This is a genomic window from Siculibacillus lacustris (assembly GCF_004328075.1).
GTDB classification, from domain to species: Bacteria; Pseudomonadota; Alphaproteobacteria; order Rhizobiales; family Ancalomicrobiaceae; genus Siculibacillus; species Siculibacillus lacustris.
In genome coordinates this window covers 17,039-33,450 of record NZ_SJFN01000029.1, presented here as the reverse complement: position 1 = coordinate 33,450, position 16,412 = coordinate 17,039, and the positions used below count along the sequence as shown (strand labels likewise).

General features: G+C 71.0%; 17 protein-coding genes. 8 read left to right on the top strand and 9 right to left on the bottom strand.

Features of this window, described 5'->3' with window-relative positions; genetic code table 11:
• Nucleotides 1-191 precede the first annotated feature (191 nt).
• From EYW49_RS17050 to EYW49_RS17030, 6 genes are all read left to right on the top strand, one after another.
• Complete coding sequence (locus tag EYW49_RS17050) at nucleotides 192-1,109, top strand: heme o synthase (RefSeq protein ID WP_131310833.1); 918 nt, start codon at nucleotides 192-194, stop codon at nucleotides 1,107-1,109.
• Between the two features lie 11 nt (nucleotides 1,110-1,120).
• Nucleotides 1,121-1,288 (top strand): hypothetical protein, encoded by a 168-nt coding sequence (locus EYW49_RS23050; protein WP_165498309.1) that lies wholly within the window; start codon nucleotides 1,121-1,123, stop codon nucleotides 1,286-1,288.
• Nucleotides 1,288-1,911 (top strand): cytochrome c oxidase assembly protein, encoded by a 624-nt coding sequence (locus EYW49_RS17045; RefSeq protein ID WP_131310832.1) that lies wholly within the window; start codon nucleotides 1,288-1,290, stop codon nucleotides 1,909-1,911. The genes EYW49_RS23050 and EYW49_RS17045 overlap by 1 nt, the downstream gene beginning before the upstream one ends.
• A gap of 23 nt (nucleotides 1,912-1,934) precedes the next feature.
• The gene (locus tag EYW49_RS17040) at nucleotides 1,935-2,804 is read left to right on the top strand and encodes a cytochrome c oxidase subunit 3 (RefSeq protein WP_131310831.1); all 870 of its coding nucleotides are present in this window, start codon (nucleotides 1,935-1,937) and stop codon (nucleotides 2,802-2,804) included.
• A gap of 76 nt (nucleotides 2,805-2,880) precedes the next feature.
• On the top strand, nucleotides 2,881-3,297 hold the full coding sequence (locus EYW49_RS17035) for a DUF983 domain-containing protein (protein ID WP_165498306.1): 417 nt from the start codon (nucleotides 2,881-2,883) through the stop codon (nucleotides 3,295-3,297).
• Nucleotides 3,294-4,037: an SURF1 family protein gene (locus EYW49_RS17030; RefSeq protein WP_131310829.1), complete on the top strand. Its 744-nt coding sequence runs from the start codon at nucleotides 3,294-3,296 to the stop codon at nucleotides 4,035-4,037. Before EYW49_RS17035 ends, EYW49_RS17030 begins: the two co-directional genes overlap by 4 nt.
• A gap of 234 nt (nucleotides 4,038-4,271) precedes the next feature.
• Here EYW49_RS17030 and EYW49_RS17025 read toward each other — a convergent pair whose 3' ends face one another.
• The 5 genes from EYW49_RS17025 to EYW49_RS17005 form a co-directional block, all read right to left on the bottom strand.
• Nucleotides 4,272-7,151 (bottom strand): EAL domain-containing protein, encoded by a 2,880-nt coding sequence (locus EYW49_RS17025; protein WP_407695482.1) that lies wholly within the window; start codon nucleotides 7,149-7,151, stop codon nucleotides 4,272-4,274.
• A gap of 99 nt (nucleotides 7,152-7,250) precedes the next feature.
• Complete coding sequence (locus EYW49_RS17020) at nucleotides 7,251-7,871, bottom strand: GNAT family N-acetyltransferase (protein ID WP_131310828.1); 621 nt, start codon at nucleotides 7,869-7,871, stop codon at nucleotides 7,251-7,253.
• 13 nt (nucleotides 7,872-7,884) lie between these two features.
• Nucleotides 7,885-9,153 carry a M16 family metallopeptidase gene (locus tag EYW49_RS17015; protein WP_131310827.1) on the bottom strand — a complete coding sequence of 423 codons (1,269 nt, stop codon included), beginning with the start codon at nucleotides 9,151-9,153 and terminating at the stop codon, nucleotides 7,885-7,887.
• A 41-nt stretch (nucleotides 9,154-9,194) separates the two neighbouring features.
• Nucleotides 9,195-10,595: a threonine synthase gene (gene thrC / locus EYW49_RS17010; protein WP_131310826.1), complete on the bottom strand. Its 1,401-nt coding sequence runs from the start codon at nucleotides 10,593-10,595 to the stop codon at nucleotides 9,195-9,197.
• A 107-nt stretch (nucleotides 10,596-10,702) separates the two neighbouring features.
• The gene (locus tag EYW49_RS17005; RefSeq protein WP_131310825.1) at nucleotides 10,703-11,308 is read right to left on the bottom strand and encodes a YqgE/AlgH family protein; all 606 of its coding nucleotides are present in this window, start codon (nucleotides 11,306-11,308) and stop codon (nucleotides 10,703-10,705) included.
• Nucleotides 11,309-11,522: 214 nt separating this feature from the next.
• On the opposite strand from EYW49_RS17005, the gene EYW49_RS17000 reads away from it, so the two are divergent.
• Both EYW49_RS17000 and EYW49_RS16995 read left to right on the top strand, forming a co-directional pair.
• A complete protein-coding gene (locus tag EYW49_RS17000; RefSeq protein ID WP_131310824.1) occupies nucleotides 11,523-12,410 on the top strand; it encodes a protein-disulfide reductase DsbD domain-containing protein in 888 nt (295 codons plus the stop codon).
• Between the two features lie 58 nt (nucleotides 12,411-12,468).
• The gene (locus tag EYW49_RS16995; RefSeq protein ID WP_131310823.1) at nucleotides 12,469-12,954 is read left to right on the top strand and encodes a peroxiredoxin; all 486 of its coding nucleotides are present in this window, start codon (nucleotides 12,469-12,471) and stop codon (nucleotides 12,952-12,954) included.
• On the opposite strand, the gene EYW49_RS16990 is transcribed toward EYW49_RS16995, so the two are convergent.
• From EYW49_RS16990 to ispH, 4 genes are read right to left on the bottom strand one after another with little or no spacing between them, the layout of a single operon-like run.
• Entirely contained in the window at nucleotides 12,945-13,886 is a 942-nt protein-coding gene (locus EYW49_RS16990) for a diacylglycerol/lipid kinase family protein (RefSeq protein WP_131310822.1), read from the bottom strand. The two genes, EYW49_RS16995 and EYW49_RS16990, sit on opposite strands and share 10 nt — an antisense overlap.
• Nucleotides 13,883-14,374: a ribonuclease HI gene (rnhA, locus tag EYW49_RS16985; RefSeq protein WP_131310821.1), complete on the bottom strand. Its 492-nt coding sequence runs from the start codon at nucleotides 14,372-14,374 to the stop codon at nucleotides 13,883-13,885. Before rnhA ends, EYW49_RS16990 begins: the two co-directional genes overlap by 4 nt.
• On the bottom strand, nucleotides 14,371-15,336 hold the full coding sequence (locus EYW49_RS16980) for a homoserine kinase (RefSeq protein WP_131310820.1): 966 nt from the start codon (nucleotides 15,334-15,336) through the stop codon (nucleotides 14,371-14,373). Before EYW49_RS16980 ends, rnhA begins: the two co-directional genes overlap by 4 nt.
• Nucleotides 15,337-15,340: 4 nt before the next feature.
• Entirely contained in the window at nucleotides 15,341-16,306 is a 966-nt protein-coding gene (gene ispH, locus EYW49_RS16975; protein ID WP_131310819.1) for a 4-hydroxy-3-methylbut-2-enyl diphosphate reductase, read from the bottom strand.
• Between the last annotated feature and the right edge of the window lie 106 nt (nucleotides 16,307-16,412).

The following is a 16,412-nucleotide window of genomic DNA, read 5'->3' as shown; positions in this document are numbered from 1 at the left end:
CCCCTCCAGGGGGGGAGGGGACCCGGTGGAGAGGGTCTTCGAAAACGACAGGTCGGCGCGGTGCAGAGCCGATTTGACGGGCGCCATGGCCCCAACGTCCCCTCCCCCCTGGAGGGGGAGGGACAGGGAGAGGGGGCTGGGCCTCTCGTCCCATCCCGCACCGAACGATCCGCAACCCGAGGAGACGCCCCATGACCGACATCGGCCTTTCCGCTCCGGCGCTGCGGATCTCGCTCGCCGCCCCGGCCGACTATTGGGCGCTGCTCAAGCCGCGGGTGATGTCGCTGGTCGTCTTCACCGCCTTCGTCGGCCTGTGGATCGCCCCCCATCGCGGCTCGATCGTCGTCGATGCGGTGTCGATCCTGGCGATCGCCGTCGGCGCCGGGGCGTCCGGTGCGCTCAATCAGTGGTGGGACGCCGACATCGACGCGATCATGACCCGCACCCGCAACCGCCCGATCCCCGCCGGCCGCATCGCCCCCGAGGAGGCCCTGAGCTTCGGCCTGACGCTGGCGGTCGGTTCGGTGCTGGTGCTCGGCCTCACCGGCGGCTGGCTGGCGGCCGGGCTCTTGGCCTTCACCATCTTCTTCTACGTCGTCGTCTATTCGATGATCCTCAAGCGCCGCACCGTCCAGAACATCGTCATCGGCGGGGCCGCCGGCGCTCTGCCACCGGTTGTCGCCTGGGCCGCGGCGACCGGATCGCTGGCCTGGGCGCCGATCGTGCTGTTCGCCATCGTCTTCGTGTGGACGCCGCCGCACTTCTGGTCGCTCGCCCTGGTGCGCAGCGACGACTATGCCCGCGCCGGCGTGCCGATGCTGCCGGTGGTCGCCGGCCCCGACGCCACCCGCGCCCATATCCTCGCCTACGCCGTGCTGCTCCTGCCGGTCGGCCTCTCGCCCTGGATCCTCGGCTTCGCCGGCCCGGCCTATGCGCTGGTCGCCGGCCTCGGCGGCCTCGCCTTCGTCGCACTCGCCGGGCTGGTCTACCGGCGGCGTGAGGGTGACGCCGCACGGCGGGCCTGCCGCCGCCTGTTCGGCTTCTCGATCGTCCATCTGTTCGCGCTGTTCGCCACGCTCGCCGTCGAGCGGGCGGCGGCGATGCTGTGAAGGAGACTGCGATGCCCGCCCCCCTGTCCCTCGAAGGCCATCGGCCGAGCGCCGAGGAGAGCCGCGCCCGCCGCGCCCGCAATCGCGCCATCGGCTGGGTGCTGGTCGGTCTGGTCGCCCTGTTCTACGTGATGACGCTCGCCAAGCTCGGGCTGCATCTCGGCGTCGCGGGGATGTGATGGTCGACGCGCCCGCCCGCCCGACGCCACGGCCGCCGACGCCCCGCCCGCGCAACGGGCCGGTGGTGCTGGTCTGCCTCGGCGTGACCTTCGGGATGCTCGGCGCCGCCTTCGCCTCGGTGCCGTTCTACCGTTGGTTCTGTTCGGTCACCGGCTACGGCGGCACGCCGTCGATCCGCACCCTCGCGCCGGAGGCCGCGAGCGATCGCCGTTTCGAGGTGCGCTTCGACGCCAACGTCTTCGCCGGCCTGCCCTGGCGCTTCGCGCCCGAGACGCCGTCGATCACCGTGCGCACCGGCGAGGTCGCCACCGTGGTGTTTCGCATCGAGAACCTCGCCGACGTCGAGACCCGGGGCCAGGCGGTGTTCAACGTCGCCCCCGCCGCCGCCGGGTACTGGTTCACCAAGCTCGCCTGTTTCTGCTTCACCGAACAGGTCCTGCAGCCGCACGAAGTGGTCGAGGCGCCGGTCACCTTCTTCGTCGATCCGGCGATCGACGGCGACAAGAACGCCCGCGGCCTCACCGCGCTGACCCTGTCCTACACTTTCTTCGCGGCGCCGACCGCCGGCCCGCGGGCCGCCGAAGCCGCCGTCCCGCCACCGTCGCCGCGCCCGGCGCTCTGACCCGCTCGATCGAGGGAGACCCCATGTCCCAGGCCCACGGCAAGACCCACGCCTACCACATCGTCGATCCGAGCCCCTGGCCGCTCACCGCCTCGATCGGCGCCTTCGTCCTGGCCTTCGGAGCGATCTGCCTGTTCCGCTGGCGGCTCGGCGAGCACCTCGATCTCGCCGGCATCGACTTCGCCAATCCCTGGCTGTTCCTCGCCGGTCTGGTGCTGGTGCTCTACACCATGGGCGCCTGGTGGTCGGACGTGATCGGCGAGGCCCATGCCGGTCATCACACGCCGGTGGTCTCGCTCCATCTGCGCTACGGCATGATCCTGTTCATCGCCTCGGAAGTGATGTTCTTCGTCGCCTGGTTCTGGGCGTGGTTCGACGCCGCCTTCTATCCGGCCGACCTCAAGCAGTACATGCGCACCGAGGTGACCGGCGGCGTCTGGCCGCCGCACGGCATCGAGACCTTCGATCCCTGGCATCTGCCCTTCCTCAACACCCTGATCCTGCTCCTGTCGGGCACCACCGTGACCTGGGCCCACCACGCCCTGATCGAGGGCGACCGCAAGGCGCTGCGCCAGGGCCTCGGCCTCACCGTGGCGCTCGGCCTGATGTTCACCACCCTCCAGGCCTATGAATATTCCCACGCCCACTTCGGCTTCGCCGGATCGATCTACGGCGCCGCCTTCTTCATGGCCACCGGTTTCCACGGTTTCCATGTGATCGTCGGCACGATCTTCCTCGCCATCTGCCTGATCCGCGCCAATGCCGGCCACTTTACGCCGAAGCAGCACTTCGGTTTCGAGGCGGCGAGCTGGTATTGGCACTTCGTCGACGTGGTGTGGTTGTTCCTGTTCGTGTGCATCTACGTCTTCGGCCGCGGCGCCGGCGGCCATTGACGGTGATCGGCGGTCGCGGGAGACTCCCGCGGCCGCCCGGCCGGGCTCGTCGCCGCCGGTCCTCCGGGAGCCTCCGTTGTCGCAGATCGATCCCTCCGCCGTCCCGCCGCCCGCCCGCGCCACCGCCGCGCCCCTCGCCGCCGCCCTGCTCGGGCGCTGCCCGGCCTGCGGCCGCGGCAAGCTGTTCCGCGGCTATCTCGCCCTCGAGCCGCGCTGCGAGGTCTGTGGGCTGGACACCGGCTTCGCCGATTCCGGCGACGGCCCGGCGGTGTTCGTGATCCTGATCGTCGGCTTCCTGGTGGTCGCGGCGGTGCTGTTCGTCGAAGTCCGCTGGTCGCCGCCCTATTGGGTCCATGGGGTGATCTGGCTGCCGACCATCCTGATCCTGACGCTGGCGGCCTTGCGCATCGCCAAGGCGGCGATGATCGGCCTGCAATATCGCCACGACGCCCGCGAAGGGCGGATCGCCGGCCCGCGGGATCCGCGCCCATGACCAGCGCGGTCCGCGCCCTGATCGCCCCGGCGATCGCCACGCTGGTGGCGGCGGCGATCCTCGCCGGCCTCGGCACCTGGCAGGTCCGCCGCCTCGCCTGGAAGCGCGACCTGATCGCCACCGTCGAGGCCCGCACCCGCGCTCCGGCGACCCCCGCCCCGAGCCTCCCGGAGGCCGCGGTGATCGATCCCGACGCTCTCGACTGGCGCCACGTGCGGATCGAAGGCCGCTGGCTGCCCGGCCTCCAGGCCCGCGTCCACGCGGTGGTCGGCGAACCGCACGGCCGGCTCGGCGGCCTCGGCGTGTTCGTGATGGCGCCGCTCGCCCGCGACGACGGCTCGATCGTCTGGATCAACCGCGGCTTCGTGCCGACCGCCCTGCCGCCGGGACTGAGCGTCGCCGCGCCGCCCGCCGGGCCGGTGGCGATCGAGGGCATCCTGCGCCGCCCCGAGCCGCGCGGCGCGATGACCCCGGCCGACGATCGCCCGCACGATCTGTGGTTCGTCCGCGATCCGGCCAAGTTCGCCGCCGACTTCGGCCTCGATCCCGCGCGGGTCGCGCCCTTCACCATCGATGCCGACGCCTCGTCGACCCCGCCCGGCGGCCTTCCCCAGGCCGGCGAGACGCGGGTGACCTTCGCCAACGACCACCTCGGCTACGCGATCACCTGGTACGGCCTGGCGCTCGCCGCGCTCGGGGTCTTCGGCGTGTTCGCCCGCGGGCGCCTTCGGGGGCGGTGAGGGGAGGCGCTCGGGGCGCCGGCGCGTCTTCCGAACCGATCGAGGGCCGCATACCCCCCTCCCTGTCCCTCCCCCACAAGGGGGGAGGGAACGATCGGGGCAACGCCTTTTGAAACGATCGGCACCGGGGTCCGATCGCCCTCGCCACAACGTCCCCTCCCCCCTTGTGGGGGAGGGACAGGGAGGGGGGTGAGCCGCGCCGATGGTGAGCGGGTGAGCGGATCGCCCCCGCGCCTACTGCGCTGCGGCGCGCAGCGAGCGGCCGAGCAGGCGGCGGGCGTCTTCGGCAGGCATCGGCTCGCCCAGCGCCCAGCCCTGGGCATATTCGCAGCCCAGCGCCTTCAACTGCTCGACGTCGGCCGGCGTCTCGGCGCCCTCGGCGATCACGTCCATGCCGAGGTCGTGGGCCAACGTGACGATCGAGCGCAGCAGCACCGGCCGCTCCTTGGCCGTGCCGCGCACGAAGGACTGGTCGATCTTGATCGAATCGAAGGGGAAGCGCTGCAGGTAGGACAGCGACGAATAGCCGGTGCCGAAGTCGTCGAGCGCCAGGCTGGTGCCGAGCTCCTTGATCCGCTCCAGAACCTTGGCGGCGTATTCCGGGTTCTCCATCACCAGGCTCTCGGTGACTTCGATCTTCAGCGTGCCGCGCGCCACTTCGACCCGGCTCAACACCGCCTTGACGTCGTTGATCAGATCGTGGCGCAGCAACTGCCGCGACGAGACGTTGACCGAGCAGAACACTCCGAGGTCCGAGCCGTATTCCTCCTGCCACGCCGACAGCTGCCGCGCCGCCTTCTCCAGGACCAGCAGACCGAGCGGGATGATCAGGCCCGAGCGTTCGGCGATCGAGATGAATTCCGAGGCCCCGAGACGCCCGCGCTTGGGATGCTCCCAGCGCGCCAAGGCCTCGAAGCCGGCGATCGAATCGTCGGCGAGGCGGATGATCGGCTGGTAGAAGACCTTGATCTCCTCGCGCTCCAGCGCGCGGCGCAGATCGGATTCGATCGCCAGGATGTCGACCGCGTGCTGGCGCAGGCTGGCGCGGAACACCTCGATGCGGTCGCCGCCCAGTCGTTTGGCGTGATACATCGCGATCTCGGCATCCTTGACCAGATCGTCTTCCTTCTTGGTCGCCGCGTCGAAGATCGCCACGCCGATCGAGGTGGTCAGGAACACTTCCCGCTCGCCCAGCGTGATCGGCGCCTTGAGGGTGCGGCGGATGCCGTCGGCGAAGGCGGCGATGCGCTCCGGTTCGCTCTCCGAGATCACCACCACCCCGAACTGGTCGCCGTCGATGCGCGCCAGCGTGTCCTGCGGCTTGACCTGACGGGCCAGCCGTCGCGCCACGGTGAGCAGCATCGAATCGCCGATCGACAGGCCGAGGCTGTCGTTGACGTTCTTGAAGCGGTCGATGTCGATGATGATCAGCGACGGCCGCCCGACCCCTTCGGCCCGCGCCCGCACGATCGCCGAGGTGATCCGGTCGAAGAACAATTCGCGGTTGGGCAGACCGGTCAGATTATCGTGAACCGCGTCGTGCAGCAGCCGTTCCTCGGCGGTGTGGGTGTCGGTGACGTCGATCAGCGTGCCGACGCAGCGGATCACCTCGCCGTCCGAGCCGATCACCGGCCGCGCCCGAAGCTTGAACCAACGGAAGTGCCCATCGCGGCAACGCAGGCGGAAGGTCACCGAGACCCGGCCGCGGCGTTGTTCGACCACCGCGTCGAGGGTCGAGCGGAACGGGTCGCGGTCCTTGGGGTGGAGGATCTCCAGCCAGTCGCGGGCCGCCGATTCGAGCGTGCCCGGTTCGACGCCGAGCAGATCCTCGACCTCCGGGCTCGCCCAGATGTGGTCGCGCGACACGTCCCAGTCCCAGATCATGTCGCCCGAGCCGAGCAGCGCCAGCGCCCGCCGTTCGGTCTCGCCGCTCGCACCTTGGGTGATGCCGCCGCCGGCGAAGGCGTGCTGCATCACCGTGAAGCCGATCAGCATGACGATCAGCACGAGGCCGGCCGCCAGCGCCGGCTGCACCGCGTCGTTGTCGAGCCCGCCCGACACCGTCAGCCCGGCGGCGAGGAGCCAGGCGGTCAGCAGCACCCAGGTCGGGATCAGCATGATCGCCCGGTCGTAGCCGTGGGCGGCGAGATAGGCGATCAGCCCGGCCCCGACCACGGCGAGGACGCCGAGCACGATGCGGGCGATGCCCGAGGCGATGGTCGGATCGATCACCGCCACCCCGACCAGACCGAGCAGCACCACCACCGCCGCCGCCACCATGTGGCTGTAGCTGACGTGCCATCGGTTGAGGTTGAGATAGGCGTAGAGGAACAGCACCAGCGTCGTCGCCAGCATCACCTCGGCGCCGGCCCGGTAGACCTGATCGGCCCCCGACTGCAGGCGGAACAGTTTGTCCCAGAAGCCGAAGTCGATGCACAGGTAGCCGAGCACCGCCCAGGCCATCGCCGCCGTCGCCGGGAACATCGCCGAGCCCTTGACCACGAACAGGATGGTCAGGAACAGGGCGAGTAGGCCGGAGATGCCGAGGATGATGCCGCGGAACAGGGTATAGGCGTTGACGCTGTCTTTGTAGGCGTCGGGCTCCCACAGCACCAGCTTGGGCAGCCGCGGCGACTTGAGCTCCAGCACCACGGTGACCACGGTGCGCGGATCGAGGGTCACTAGGAACACGTCGGCTTCCTGGTTGACCTGACGCTCCGGCGCCAGCCCTTGGCTGGTCGAGATCGACTGGATCCGCGAGGCGCCGAGATCGGGCGACAGCACGCCCGAATCGGCGAGCCGGAAGAACGGCGCCACCAGCAGGCGGTCGATCTGTTCGTCGGTGTTGTTCTTGAGCGCGAACACCACCCAGTCGCCGTCGCCGGGCTGGACCGCGCGCACCTCGATGCGCCGGACGATGCCGTCGGGACCCGGCGCTGTCGACACCTGCAGCCGCTCGCCGACCCCGGTGCGCAGCTCGACGACATGGGTCAGGTCGAGCGCCGGCACGTCGAGCGGCACGGCGATCGGCTCGACCGCCCCGGCGCCGACGACGGCGAAACAGAGCGTCAGGAACGCCGTGAGGCCGACGATGATCGCGCGCAGACGTCGCAATGGATGGTCCTTCCCCTCGGCGCACCGTGGGTGCGCTCGGATTGCGAAACGAGTGTTAGCGACTGCCCCGGCGCCCGACAAGCGAATGTCCGCCGCAACTCACCGCCCGCGCGCCTCGCGCGGATCCCGACGCCCATCCGACAGCGGATCGCCGGCCACCAGGCCCCACAGCAGATGATCGCGCCACGCGCCGGCGATGCACAGATAGCTGCGAGCGAGACCTTCGCGGGAGAAACCGACCTTTTCGAGGAGGCGGATCGACGCGGCGTTGCTGGGCAGGCAGGCCGCTTCCAACCGGTGCAGCTTGAGGGTGTCGAAGGCGAAGCCGGCGACCATCGCCACCGCTTCGGTCATGTGGCCGCGCCCGGCGTGAGGCATGCCCATCCAGTAGCCGATGGTCCCGGTCTGGGTCACGCCGCGCCGCACCTGCGCCAGGGTGATGCCGCCGAGCATCTGCCGATTGCGCCCGTCGAACACCAGGAACGGGTAGGTCGAGCCCTCATGGATTTCGTTCAGGTAGCGCTTGATGCGGCGCCGGAAGGCCGGGCGGGAGAGGTCGTCGTCCGGCCACAGGGGCTCCCACGGCTCCAGGTACTCGCGGCTGCGTTCGCGCAGCGACGCCCATTCGGGATGATCGGCGAGCGCCGGCACCCGCAGCACCAGTCGTTCGCTGCGCAGGATCGGCAGAGGATCGAGGGAGACGACGCGGAGGAAACTCATCGCCCGATCCCCCTCACACCGCGGCCCGAATCCGCCGGGCCATCTCGGCGCCGTCGAGCGCGCCGTCGACCGGCCCGATCAGGGCGAGCGTCGGCGTCGACCCGCAGAAGATCGCGCCGGCCAGCGTCCGCACCCGTTGCAGATCGACAGCTTCGATGTCGGCGATCACCTCGCGGGTGGTCAGCGGCCGCCCCCAGATCAGGCATTGTCGGGCGATCTGGCTGGCCCGCGCCGACGGGCTCTCGAGGCTCATCAGCAGGCCGGCGCGCAGCTGCGCCTTGCCGCGGGCGAGCTCGGCCTCGTCGAGGTCGTGGACGATTCGCGCCACCTCGTCGGCGATGCCGCCCATCAGCCGGGCGAGGTCGTCGGCGCCGGTCGCCGCATGGATGCCGAACAGCCCGGTCTCGCGATAGCCCCAGTGGAAGGCCGAGATCGAGTAGCACAGGCCCTGCTTCTCGCGGATCTCCTGGAACAGCCGGCTCGACATGCCGCCGCCGAGCACGGTCGCCAGGATCTGAGCGGCATGGGCGTCGGGCGCGGTCTGGGCGCGGCCCTCGAAGGCCAGGGTGACCTGGGCCTCCGACAGATCGCGGTTCTCGGCGACGTCGCCGCCGCGATAGATCGCCGGTTCCAGCGCCGGGGCCTCGCCGGCTGCGAAGCCGCCGAAATGCGCCTCCGCCAGCCGCACCACTTCGGCGTGGTCGACCGCACCGGCCGCCGCGATCACCGTCTGGGAATGGCGGTAGTGGCGCTCGAGATAGGCCGCGAGCGCGTCGCGGCGGAACGACGCCACCGTCTCGGGGGTGCCGAGGATCGGTCGGCCGATCGGTTGGTCGGGGAAGGCGCGTTCCTGCAGGAGGTCGAACACCAGATCTTCCGGCGTATCGTCGGCGGCGCCGATCTCCTGCAGCACCACGTGCTGTTCGCGCTCGAGCTCCTCGGCGTCGAACACCGACGCGGTCAGGATGTCGGCCAGGATGTCGACGGCCAGCGGCAGGTCGTCGGCGAGGATGCGGGCGTAGTAGCAGGTGTTCTCGACCGAGGTGGCGGCGTTGATCTCGCCGCCGACCGCCTCGATCTCCTCGGCGATGCGCTTGGCCGAACGCCGCGTCGTGCCCTTGAACGCCATGTGTTCGAGGAGATGGGAGATGCCGTGTTCGCTCGCCCGTTCCGAGCGCGATCCCGCACCGACCCAGACGCCGACCGACGCCGTTTCGAGGTGGGGCATGGTCTCGGTGGCGATGGTCAGGCCGCTCGCCAGGGTCGTCACGTCGACGGTCATTCCCACTCCGTTGCTGGTGCCGCGCGCCGCGGCCTTGCCGGTCACGCGATCACCGCGCGCGATCGTCGTTCCACGAAACGTTCGATTTCGCCGAGGTCGGCGGGCACCACGGTGAAGTGCTCCTCGCGCTCGAACAGCCCTTCGAGCCGCGCCGGCAGGCCGGGGCGCACCCCCGTGGCGGCTTCGACCGCGTCGGGGAACTTGGCCGGATCGGCGGTCGACAAGGKGATCATCGGCACACCCTCCTCGAGGAAGCGCCCGGCCACGGCGATCGCCACCGCGGTGTGCGGATCGACCAGCCGGCCGGTCGCGGAAAGCGTCGCGGCGATGGTCGCCGCGGTCTCCGCCTCGTCGGCCCGTCCCGAGGAAAAGCGCGCGCGGATCGCCGCGAGGGCTTCGTCGGGCAGGGTGAAGGCCCGCGCCTGGGCGAGGCCGGCCATCAGCCGCGCCACGCTCGCGCCGTCGCGGCCGGTCGCCTCGAACAGCAGCCGCTCGAAGTTCGACGAGATCTGGATGTCCATTGACGGCGAGGTCGTGGCGATCACCTCGCGCTGGGCATAGACCCCGGTCTCCAGCGTGCGGTGGAGGATGTCGTTGACGTTGGTGGCGATCACCAGCCGCTCGATCGGCAGGCCCATGCGGGCCGCCACCCAGCCGGCGAAGACGTCGCCGAAGTTGCCGGTCGGCACCGTGAACGACACCTTGCGATGGGGGCTGCCGAGCGCCGTCGCCGCCACGAAATAATAGACCACCTGCGCCACCACCCGCGCCCAGTTGATCGAATTGACCCCGGTCAGGCCGATCCGGTCGCGGAACGAGAAGTGGTTGAACATGCCCTTGAGCAGCGACTGGGTGTCGTCGAAGGTGCCTTCGACGGCGATCGCATGGACGTTGTCGTCGGCCGCGGTGGTCATCTGCCGGCGCTGCACGTCGGAGACCCGGCCGTGCGGATACATGATGAACACGTCGACCCGCTCGCGGCCGCGGAAGGCCTCGATCGCCGCGCCGCCGGTGTCGCCGGAGGTCGCCCCGACGATCGTCGCGCGGAGACCGCGTTTTGCCAGGACATGGTCCATGACGCGGCCGAGGAACTGCATCGCCACGTCCTTGAACGCCAGCGTCGGACCGTGGGACAGCTCCAGCAGGAAGTGATTCGCCCCGATCTGGACGAGCGGCGTCACCGCCGGATGGCCGAATCCGGCGTAGCTCGCCTCGATCATGGCGGCGAGCTCGTCGGCCGGGATGTCGTCGCCGACGAAGCGCGAGACGATCGCCAAGGCGACCTCGGCATAGGGCCGTCCGGCGAGATCGGCGATCTCCGCGGCGGAGATCTCCGGCCAGCTCTCCGGAACGTAGAGGCCGCCGTCGCGGGCGAGCCCGGCGAGCAACACGTCCGAGAATCCGAGGACGGGCGCTTCGCTGCGGGTGGAGACGTAACGCAAGGCTCGGTCCTCGGTTAGCAAGTGGAAGGACGCCGCCGGCCGATGCGGCCGCCGGACACTAGGCCGCGCCACGGGTTCGGGCAAGCATCGTTCGTCCGGCCGCCGGTTCAGCCGTGCCCGGCATCGCGCGACAACAGGCCGATGTCGATGCCGAGCTTCTTCAGGGCGCGGTCGTACTTGCGGTCGAGATCGGTGTCGAACACCAGTTCGGGATCGGCCGGGCAATGCAACCAACCGTTCCACTGGATCTCGCTCTCCAACTGTCCGGCGCCCCAGCCGGCATAGCCCAGCGCCAGCATCGCCCGCTGCGGTCCGCGCCCGTCGGCGATCGCCTTCAGCACCTCGAGCGTGGTGGTCAGCGAGAAGCGTTCGTCGATCGGCAGCGTCGCGTTTTCGGCGAAATAGTCCGAGGAATGCAGCACGAAACCGCGCGAGGTCTCGACCGGTCCGCCGGTCTGGACCCGCATGGCGCGGGCCAGCGGCGGCAGGGTGATGCGCTCGTCCTCGGGGATCACCTCGAGCTGGACCAGCAGGTCGGCGAAGGACGGCTGCGGCGAGGGCTGGTTGAGGATCACCCCCATCGCGCCGTCCGCGGAATGGGCGCAGAGATACACCAGGGCGCGCTCGAAGCGTTTGTCCTCCATACCCGGCATGGCGATCAGGATCTGACCGTCGAGGAACTGCGGTTCCCCCTCCGTCGCGCTCTTGCCCATCGCTCCGATCCTCGTTGTCGTCGGCTCGCGGACCCCGAGGGGCCGCGAGCCGCCCGGCAGCCTAGCGCCGCGCCGCGGGTTTGAACATAGTGCGCCCGAATCGGTCGGACGACCCCGGGATCCGCGCGTCGCGCCGCCCCTCCTCACGCCGAGATGACCGTTTGTCGTCGAGGCGTGATGGGACGCCGCCGGGCCCGCCGTCTAGAGTGTCGCCATGTTCGACGTCCGCTCCACCCGTTGCCCCTCCGCCCCGCCGCGCCCCCGCCGGCCGCTCGGCCTCGCCGTCGCCGCCGTGGCGCTGGTCGCCGCCGGTCCGGCCGCCCATGCCGCCCCGCCGCAACCCGCGCCCGGCGCGGTGCTGCGGCTGATCTCGGCCGGCACCCGCGACGGCCGCCCCGATCTCGGCCTGGAGATCGCGCTCGCCCCCGGCTGGAAGACCTTCTGGCGGACGCCGGGCGATTCCGGCATTCCGCCGACGATCGATTCCGCCGCCTCGCGCGGCCTTGCCGGCCTCGAGGTCCGCTATCCCGTCCCCGCCCGTTTCGGCGATCCCGGCGCCGAGTCCCTCGGCTACGTCGCGCCGGTGATCCTGCCGCTCGAGGTCACGCCGCGCGATCCCGCCCGCCCGGTCGCCCTCGATCTGAAGATCCTGATCGGCATCTGCCACGACGTCTGTCTGCCGCTCGAGGCCCACCTGACCCTCGATCTCGCCACCGCGACGGCCGACCCCGACGCCGCTGCCCGCCTCGCCGCGGCGCGCGCCACCGTGCCGGTGGCCGCCGGTCCCGCCGATCTGCCCGACGTGGTGCGGCTCACCCGCGACCGCACGGCTCGGCCCGAGACGATCACCGTCGAGTTGGCGATGCCGCCCGGGCCCGACCGAGAGTGCGACGTGCTGGTCGAAGGTCCCGATCCGACCTGGGCCCTGCCGCAGCCCGAGAAGGTCGCCGAGAGCGCCGGCCGCGAGCTCTGGCGTTTCGCCCTCGACGGCGTGCCGTCGGGCGGCGCCACCGATGCCGCGCCGCTGCGCTTCACCGTGCGTTGGGGCGATCGCGCCGTCGAACGCGTCGTCCGCCTCGACGTGGCCGCGGTCACGCCCTAGATTCGGCCGCGACGCCGCCGGTGGCGATCCCCGCACCGGCCGATCTCGGAGAGCTCCCATGACCATCGCCGTCGGTGACCGCCTGCCCGCCGCGACCTTCAAGACGATGTCCGCCGAAGGTCCCAAGGACGTCACCACCGACGAGATCTTCGCCGGCAAGAAAGTGGTGTTCTTCGCGGTGCCCGGCGCCTTCACCCCGACCTGTTCGAAGACCCATCTGCCCGGCTACGTCGCCGAGCACGACGCCATCCTCGCCAAGGGCGTCGACACCATCGCGGTGACCGCGGTCAACGACGTCTTCGTGATGACCGCCTGGGCCGAGGCCAGCGGTGCGGCCGGCAAGATCCTGTTCCTCGCCGACGGTTCCGCCGCCTTCGCCACGGCGATCGGCCTGACCCTCGACGCCACCGCCGCCGGCCTCGGGATCCGCTCGCAGCGCTGGTCGATGCTGGTCGACGACGGCGTGGTGCGCGAGTTGAACATCGAACCGCGCCCCGGCGTCGCCGAACTGTCGGGCGCCGCCTGCATGCTCGGTCAGCTCTGAGGCGTCGCGTCGCGATCGGCGGCGATCACCAGGTCGAGCACCATCTCCTCGACGGCGACGTCGATCGGGGTGTGCCCGGCCGGTTCGCCGTCGATCTGCACCGCGCCGGCGCCGTCGATCCGCACCCGCGCCACCGGTCCCGACACCACGTTGGCCGCGCCTTCGAGCGCGCCGCGGGCGATCTTCAGCACCGCCGCGGCCAGCGCCGCCGGGCGGTCGTCGATCAGGCCGACGAAGTGCAGCCCCGCCCGATCGCAGCCCGTCTCGCGGGTCAGCACGAAGGGTCCGCCGTAATGGCGGGCCTTGGTGACGATCGCCGTGGCGCAGGTGACGTGCCGCGGCTCGGTCGCCCCGGGCGCCCACAGGGTCACCTCGAAAGGCGCGCGCCGGTGGATCGCCAGCCGCAGCGCCGACAGCACGAAGGCGAGCTTCTTCAGGGGCTTGAAATGCCGTGCCTCGACCGCCGCGACCACTTCGGCGTCGAACCCGGCCGAGGCCATCAGGAAGAACGGCCGCGCCGCGCCGTCGCCGCCGGCCACGGTGCCGAGATGCAGCGGCCGCGTCCGTCCCGCCGCCACCGCCGCGGCGATCGCCTGGGCCGAGCGCGGCAGGCCATATTCGTGGGCGAGCACGTCGGCGGTGCCCTGCGGCACCACCACCAGCCGCGGCAAGGGACGGTCGCGCCGCGCCGCGAGCCCGCCGACCACCTCGTTGACCGTGCCGTCGCCACCGGCCACCGCCACCGTGTCGACGTCGAGATCGGCGACCCGCGCCGCCAGATCCCCCGGCGCCCGGCTGGTCAGCGTCTCGACCGAAGCGCCGTCGCGGGCGAGCATGCCGGCGAGCCGGGCCAGCGCCCACGGGTCGTGGCGGCCGGCGGCCGGATTGACCAGGAGCGCGATGCGCCGTGCGGGCGCCGCCGCCTCGGTCATGCCGCCGGGTCCGGGGCGCCGGAGGGGGCGGACCGCCGGCGGAACGGCGCCATGCCCTCGCGCGCCAACTGGTCGGCCCGTTCGTTCTCGGGATGGCCGGCGTGGCCCTTGACCCAGTGCCAGGCGACGGTGTGACGGGCGATCGCCAGATCCAGGCGCTGCCACAGATCGACGTTCTTCACCGGTTTCTTGTCGGCGGTCTTCCAGCCGTTCTTCTTCCAGCCGTGGATCCAGCCGGTGACGCCGCCCTTGAGGTAGTTGGAGTCGGTATAGAGGGTGATGATGCAGGGGCGGGTCAGCACTTCGAGCGCGGCGATCGCCGCCATCATCTCCATGCGGTTGTTGGTGGTGTCGGCCTCGCCGCCCTTGAGTTCCCGCTCGTGCTCGCCCCATTGCAGCACCGCGCCCCAGCCGCCGGGGCCGGGGTTGCCCGAACAGGCCCCGTCGGTGTGGATCACCACCGGCGTCGGTTCCGTGGTCTCGCTCATCGCTCGAGCCCGTAACCGGCCGGATCGGCGATCGAGCGATGGAAGCGCATCTTGCGATGATACTCGAGCGGATCCTTCGGCGTCACCCGGGCGCCCGGCGGCACGTTCAGCCAATCGTAGAGCCGGGTCAGCAGGAAGCGCAACGCCGAGCCGCGGGACAGCAACGGCAGCGCCGCCGCTTCGCGCGGCTCGAGCGGCCGCACCCGCTGGTAGCCGGCCAGCAGCGCCCGCCCCTTGGTGATGTTGAACGACAAATCCGGCTCGAAACACCACGAATTGAGGCACACCGCGACGTCGTAGGCGAGCAGGTCGTCGCAGGCGAAATAGAAGTCGATCAGCCCCGACAGGCGCTCGCCGAGGAAGAACACGTTGTCGGGAAACAGATCCGCATGGATCACCCCGACCGGCAGATCGCTCGGCCAGGTCGCCTCGAGCACCGCGAGTTCCGCCTCGATGTCGGCGGCGAGCCCCGGCGCGACCTCGTCGGCGCGCGCCCGCGAGCGCTCCCACAACGGCCGCCAGGCGCCGATCGTCAGCGCGTTGGGCCGGCGGATCGCGAAGTCGAGACCGGCCAGATGCATCCGCGCCAGCGCCTCGCCGAGGAGCTCGCAGTGGTGCGCGGTCGGCCGCCGCACCCAGACGCCATCGAGGAAGGTGACGATCGCCGCCGGCCGGCCCGCGAGGACTCCGAGCGCCTTGCCGCCGCGATCGGCGACCGGCAGCGGGCAGCCGAGCCCGGCGCGGGCCAGATGTTCCATCAGCCCCAGGAAGAACGGCAGGTCGCGCGCCTCGACCCGCTTCTCGTAGAGGGTCAGGATGAAGCGGCCGGCTTCGGTCTGGAGCAGGAAGTTGGAGTTCTCGACCCCTTCGGCGATGCCCTTGCAGGACACCACCCCGCCGATGTCGTAGCCGGCGACGAAGGCGGCGAGCTCCTCGTCGGAGACGTCGGTATAGACGGCCATGGATTCACTCGGCTCCGGCGGCGGGCTCGCGCAGGGCGCGCGGCAGGACGAAGACCACGGTCTCGTCGGCGGTGCGCACCGTCTCCACCCGCACCTCGTGGCGGGTGGCGAAGGCGGCGATGACCTCTTCGACCAGCACTTCCGGCGCCGAGGCCCCGGCGGTGATGCCGAGCCGGGTGATGCCGGCGAAATCGGCCCAGTCGATGTCGGAGGCGCGCTGCAGCAGAACCGCCTTGCAGCCCTCGCGCTCGGCGACCTCGCGCAGGCGCTGCGAATTGGACGAGTTCGGCGCGCCGACCACGATCATCGCCTCGACCTGCGGCGCCACCGCCTTGACCGCCTCCTGGCGGTTGGTGGTGGCGTAGCAGATGTCCTGACGATGCGGCCCGACGATCGCCGGGAAGCGCTGTACCAGCACCGCGACGATCGCCGCGGTGTCGTCGACCGACAGGGTGGTCTGGGTGGTATAGGCGAGTCCGCCGGAATCGGGCGGCGTCACCGTGCGGGCGTCGTCGACCGAGGTCACCAGGGTCACCGCCCCGTCGGGCAGTTGCCCCATCGTGCCGATCACTTCCGGATGCCCGACGTGGCCGATCAGCAGCACGTGGCGGCCGCGTTCGTGATGGCTCTCGGCACCGCGGTGGACCTTGGTGACCAGCGGGCAGGTGGCGTCGAGCCAGGTCAGGCCGAGGGCGTCGGCGGCCTCGGGCACCGACTTGGCGACGCCGTGGGCCGAGAACACCACCGGCCGCGAGCGGTCGGGGATCTCGTCGAGCTCTTCGACGAACACCGCGCCCTTGGCCTTCAGGCTCTCGACCACGAAGCGGTTGTGGACGATCTCGTGGCGGACGTAGACCGGCGCGCCGAAGCGGGCGAGCGATCGTTCGACGATCTGGATCGCCCGGTCGACGCCGGCGCAGAAGCCGCGCGGCGCGCACAGGAGAATGTCGAGGGCGGGCTTGTCGGGCATGACTCGGGGTTCGATCCTGGGGCGGCGACGATCACGGAATAGAGGAAGCCGCCCCCCCGGTGTCAAGGACGCCGGCGCCGCGGCGGCGGCTTTTCCGCGCCCGTGC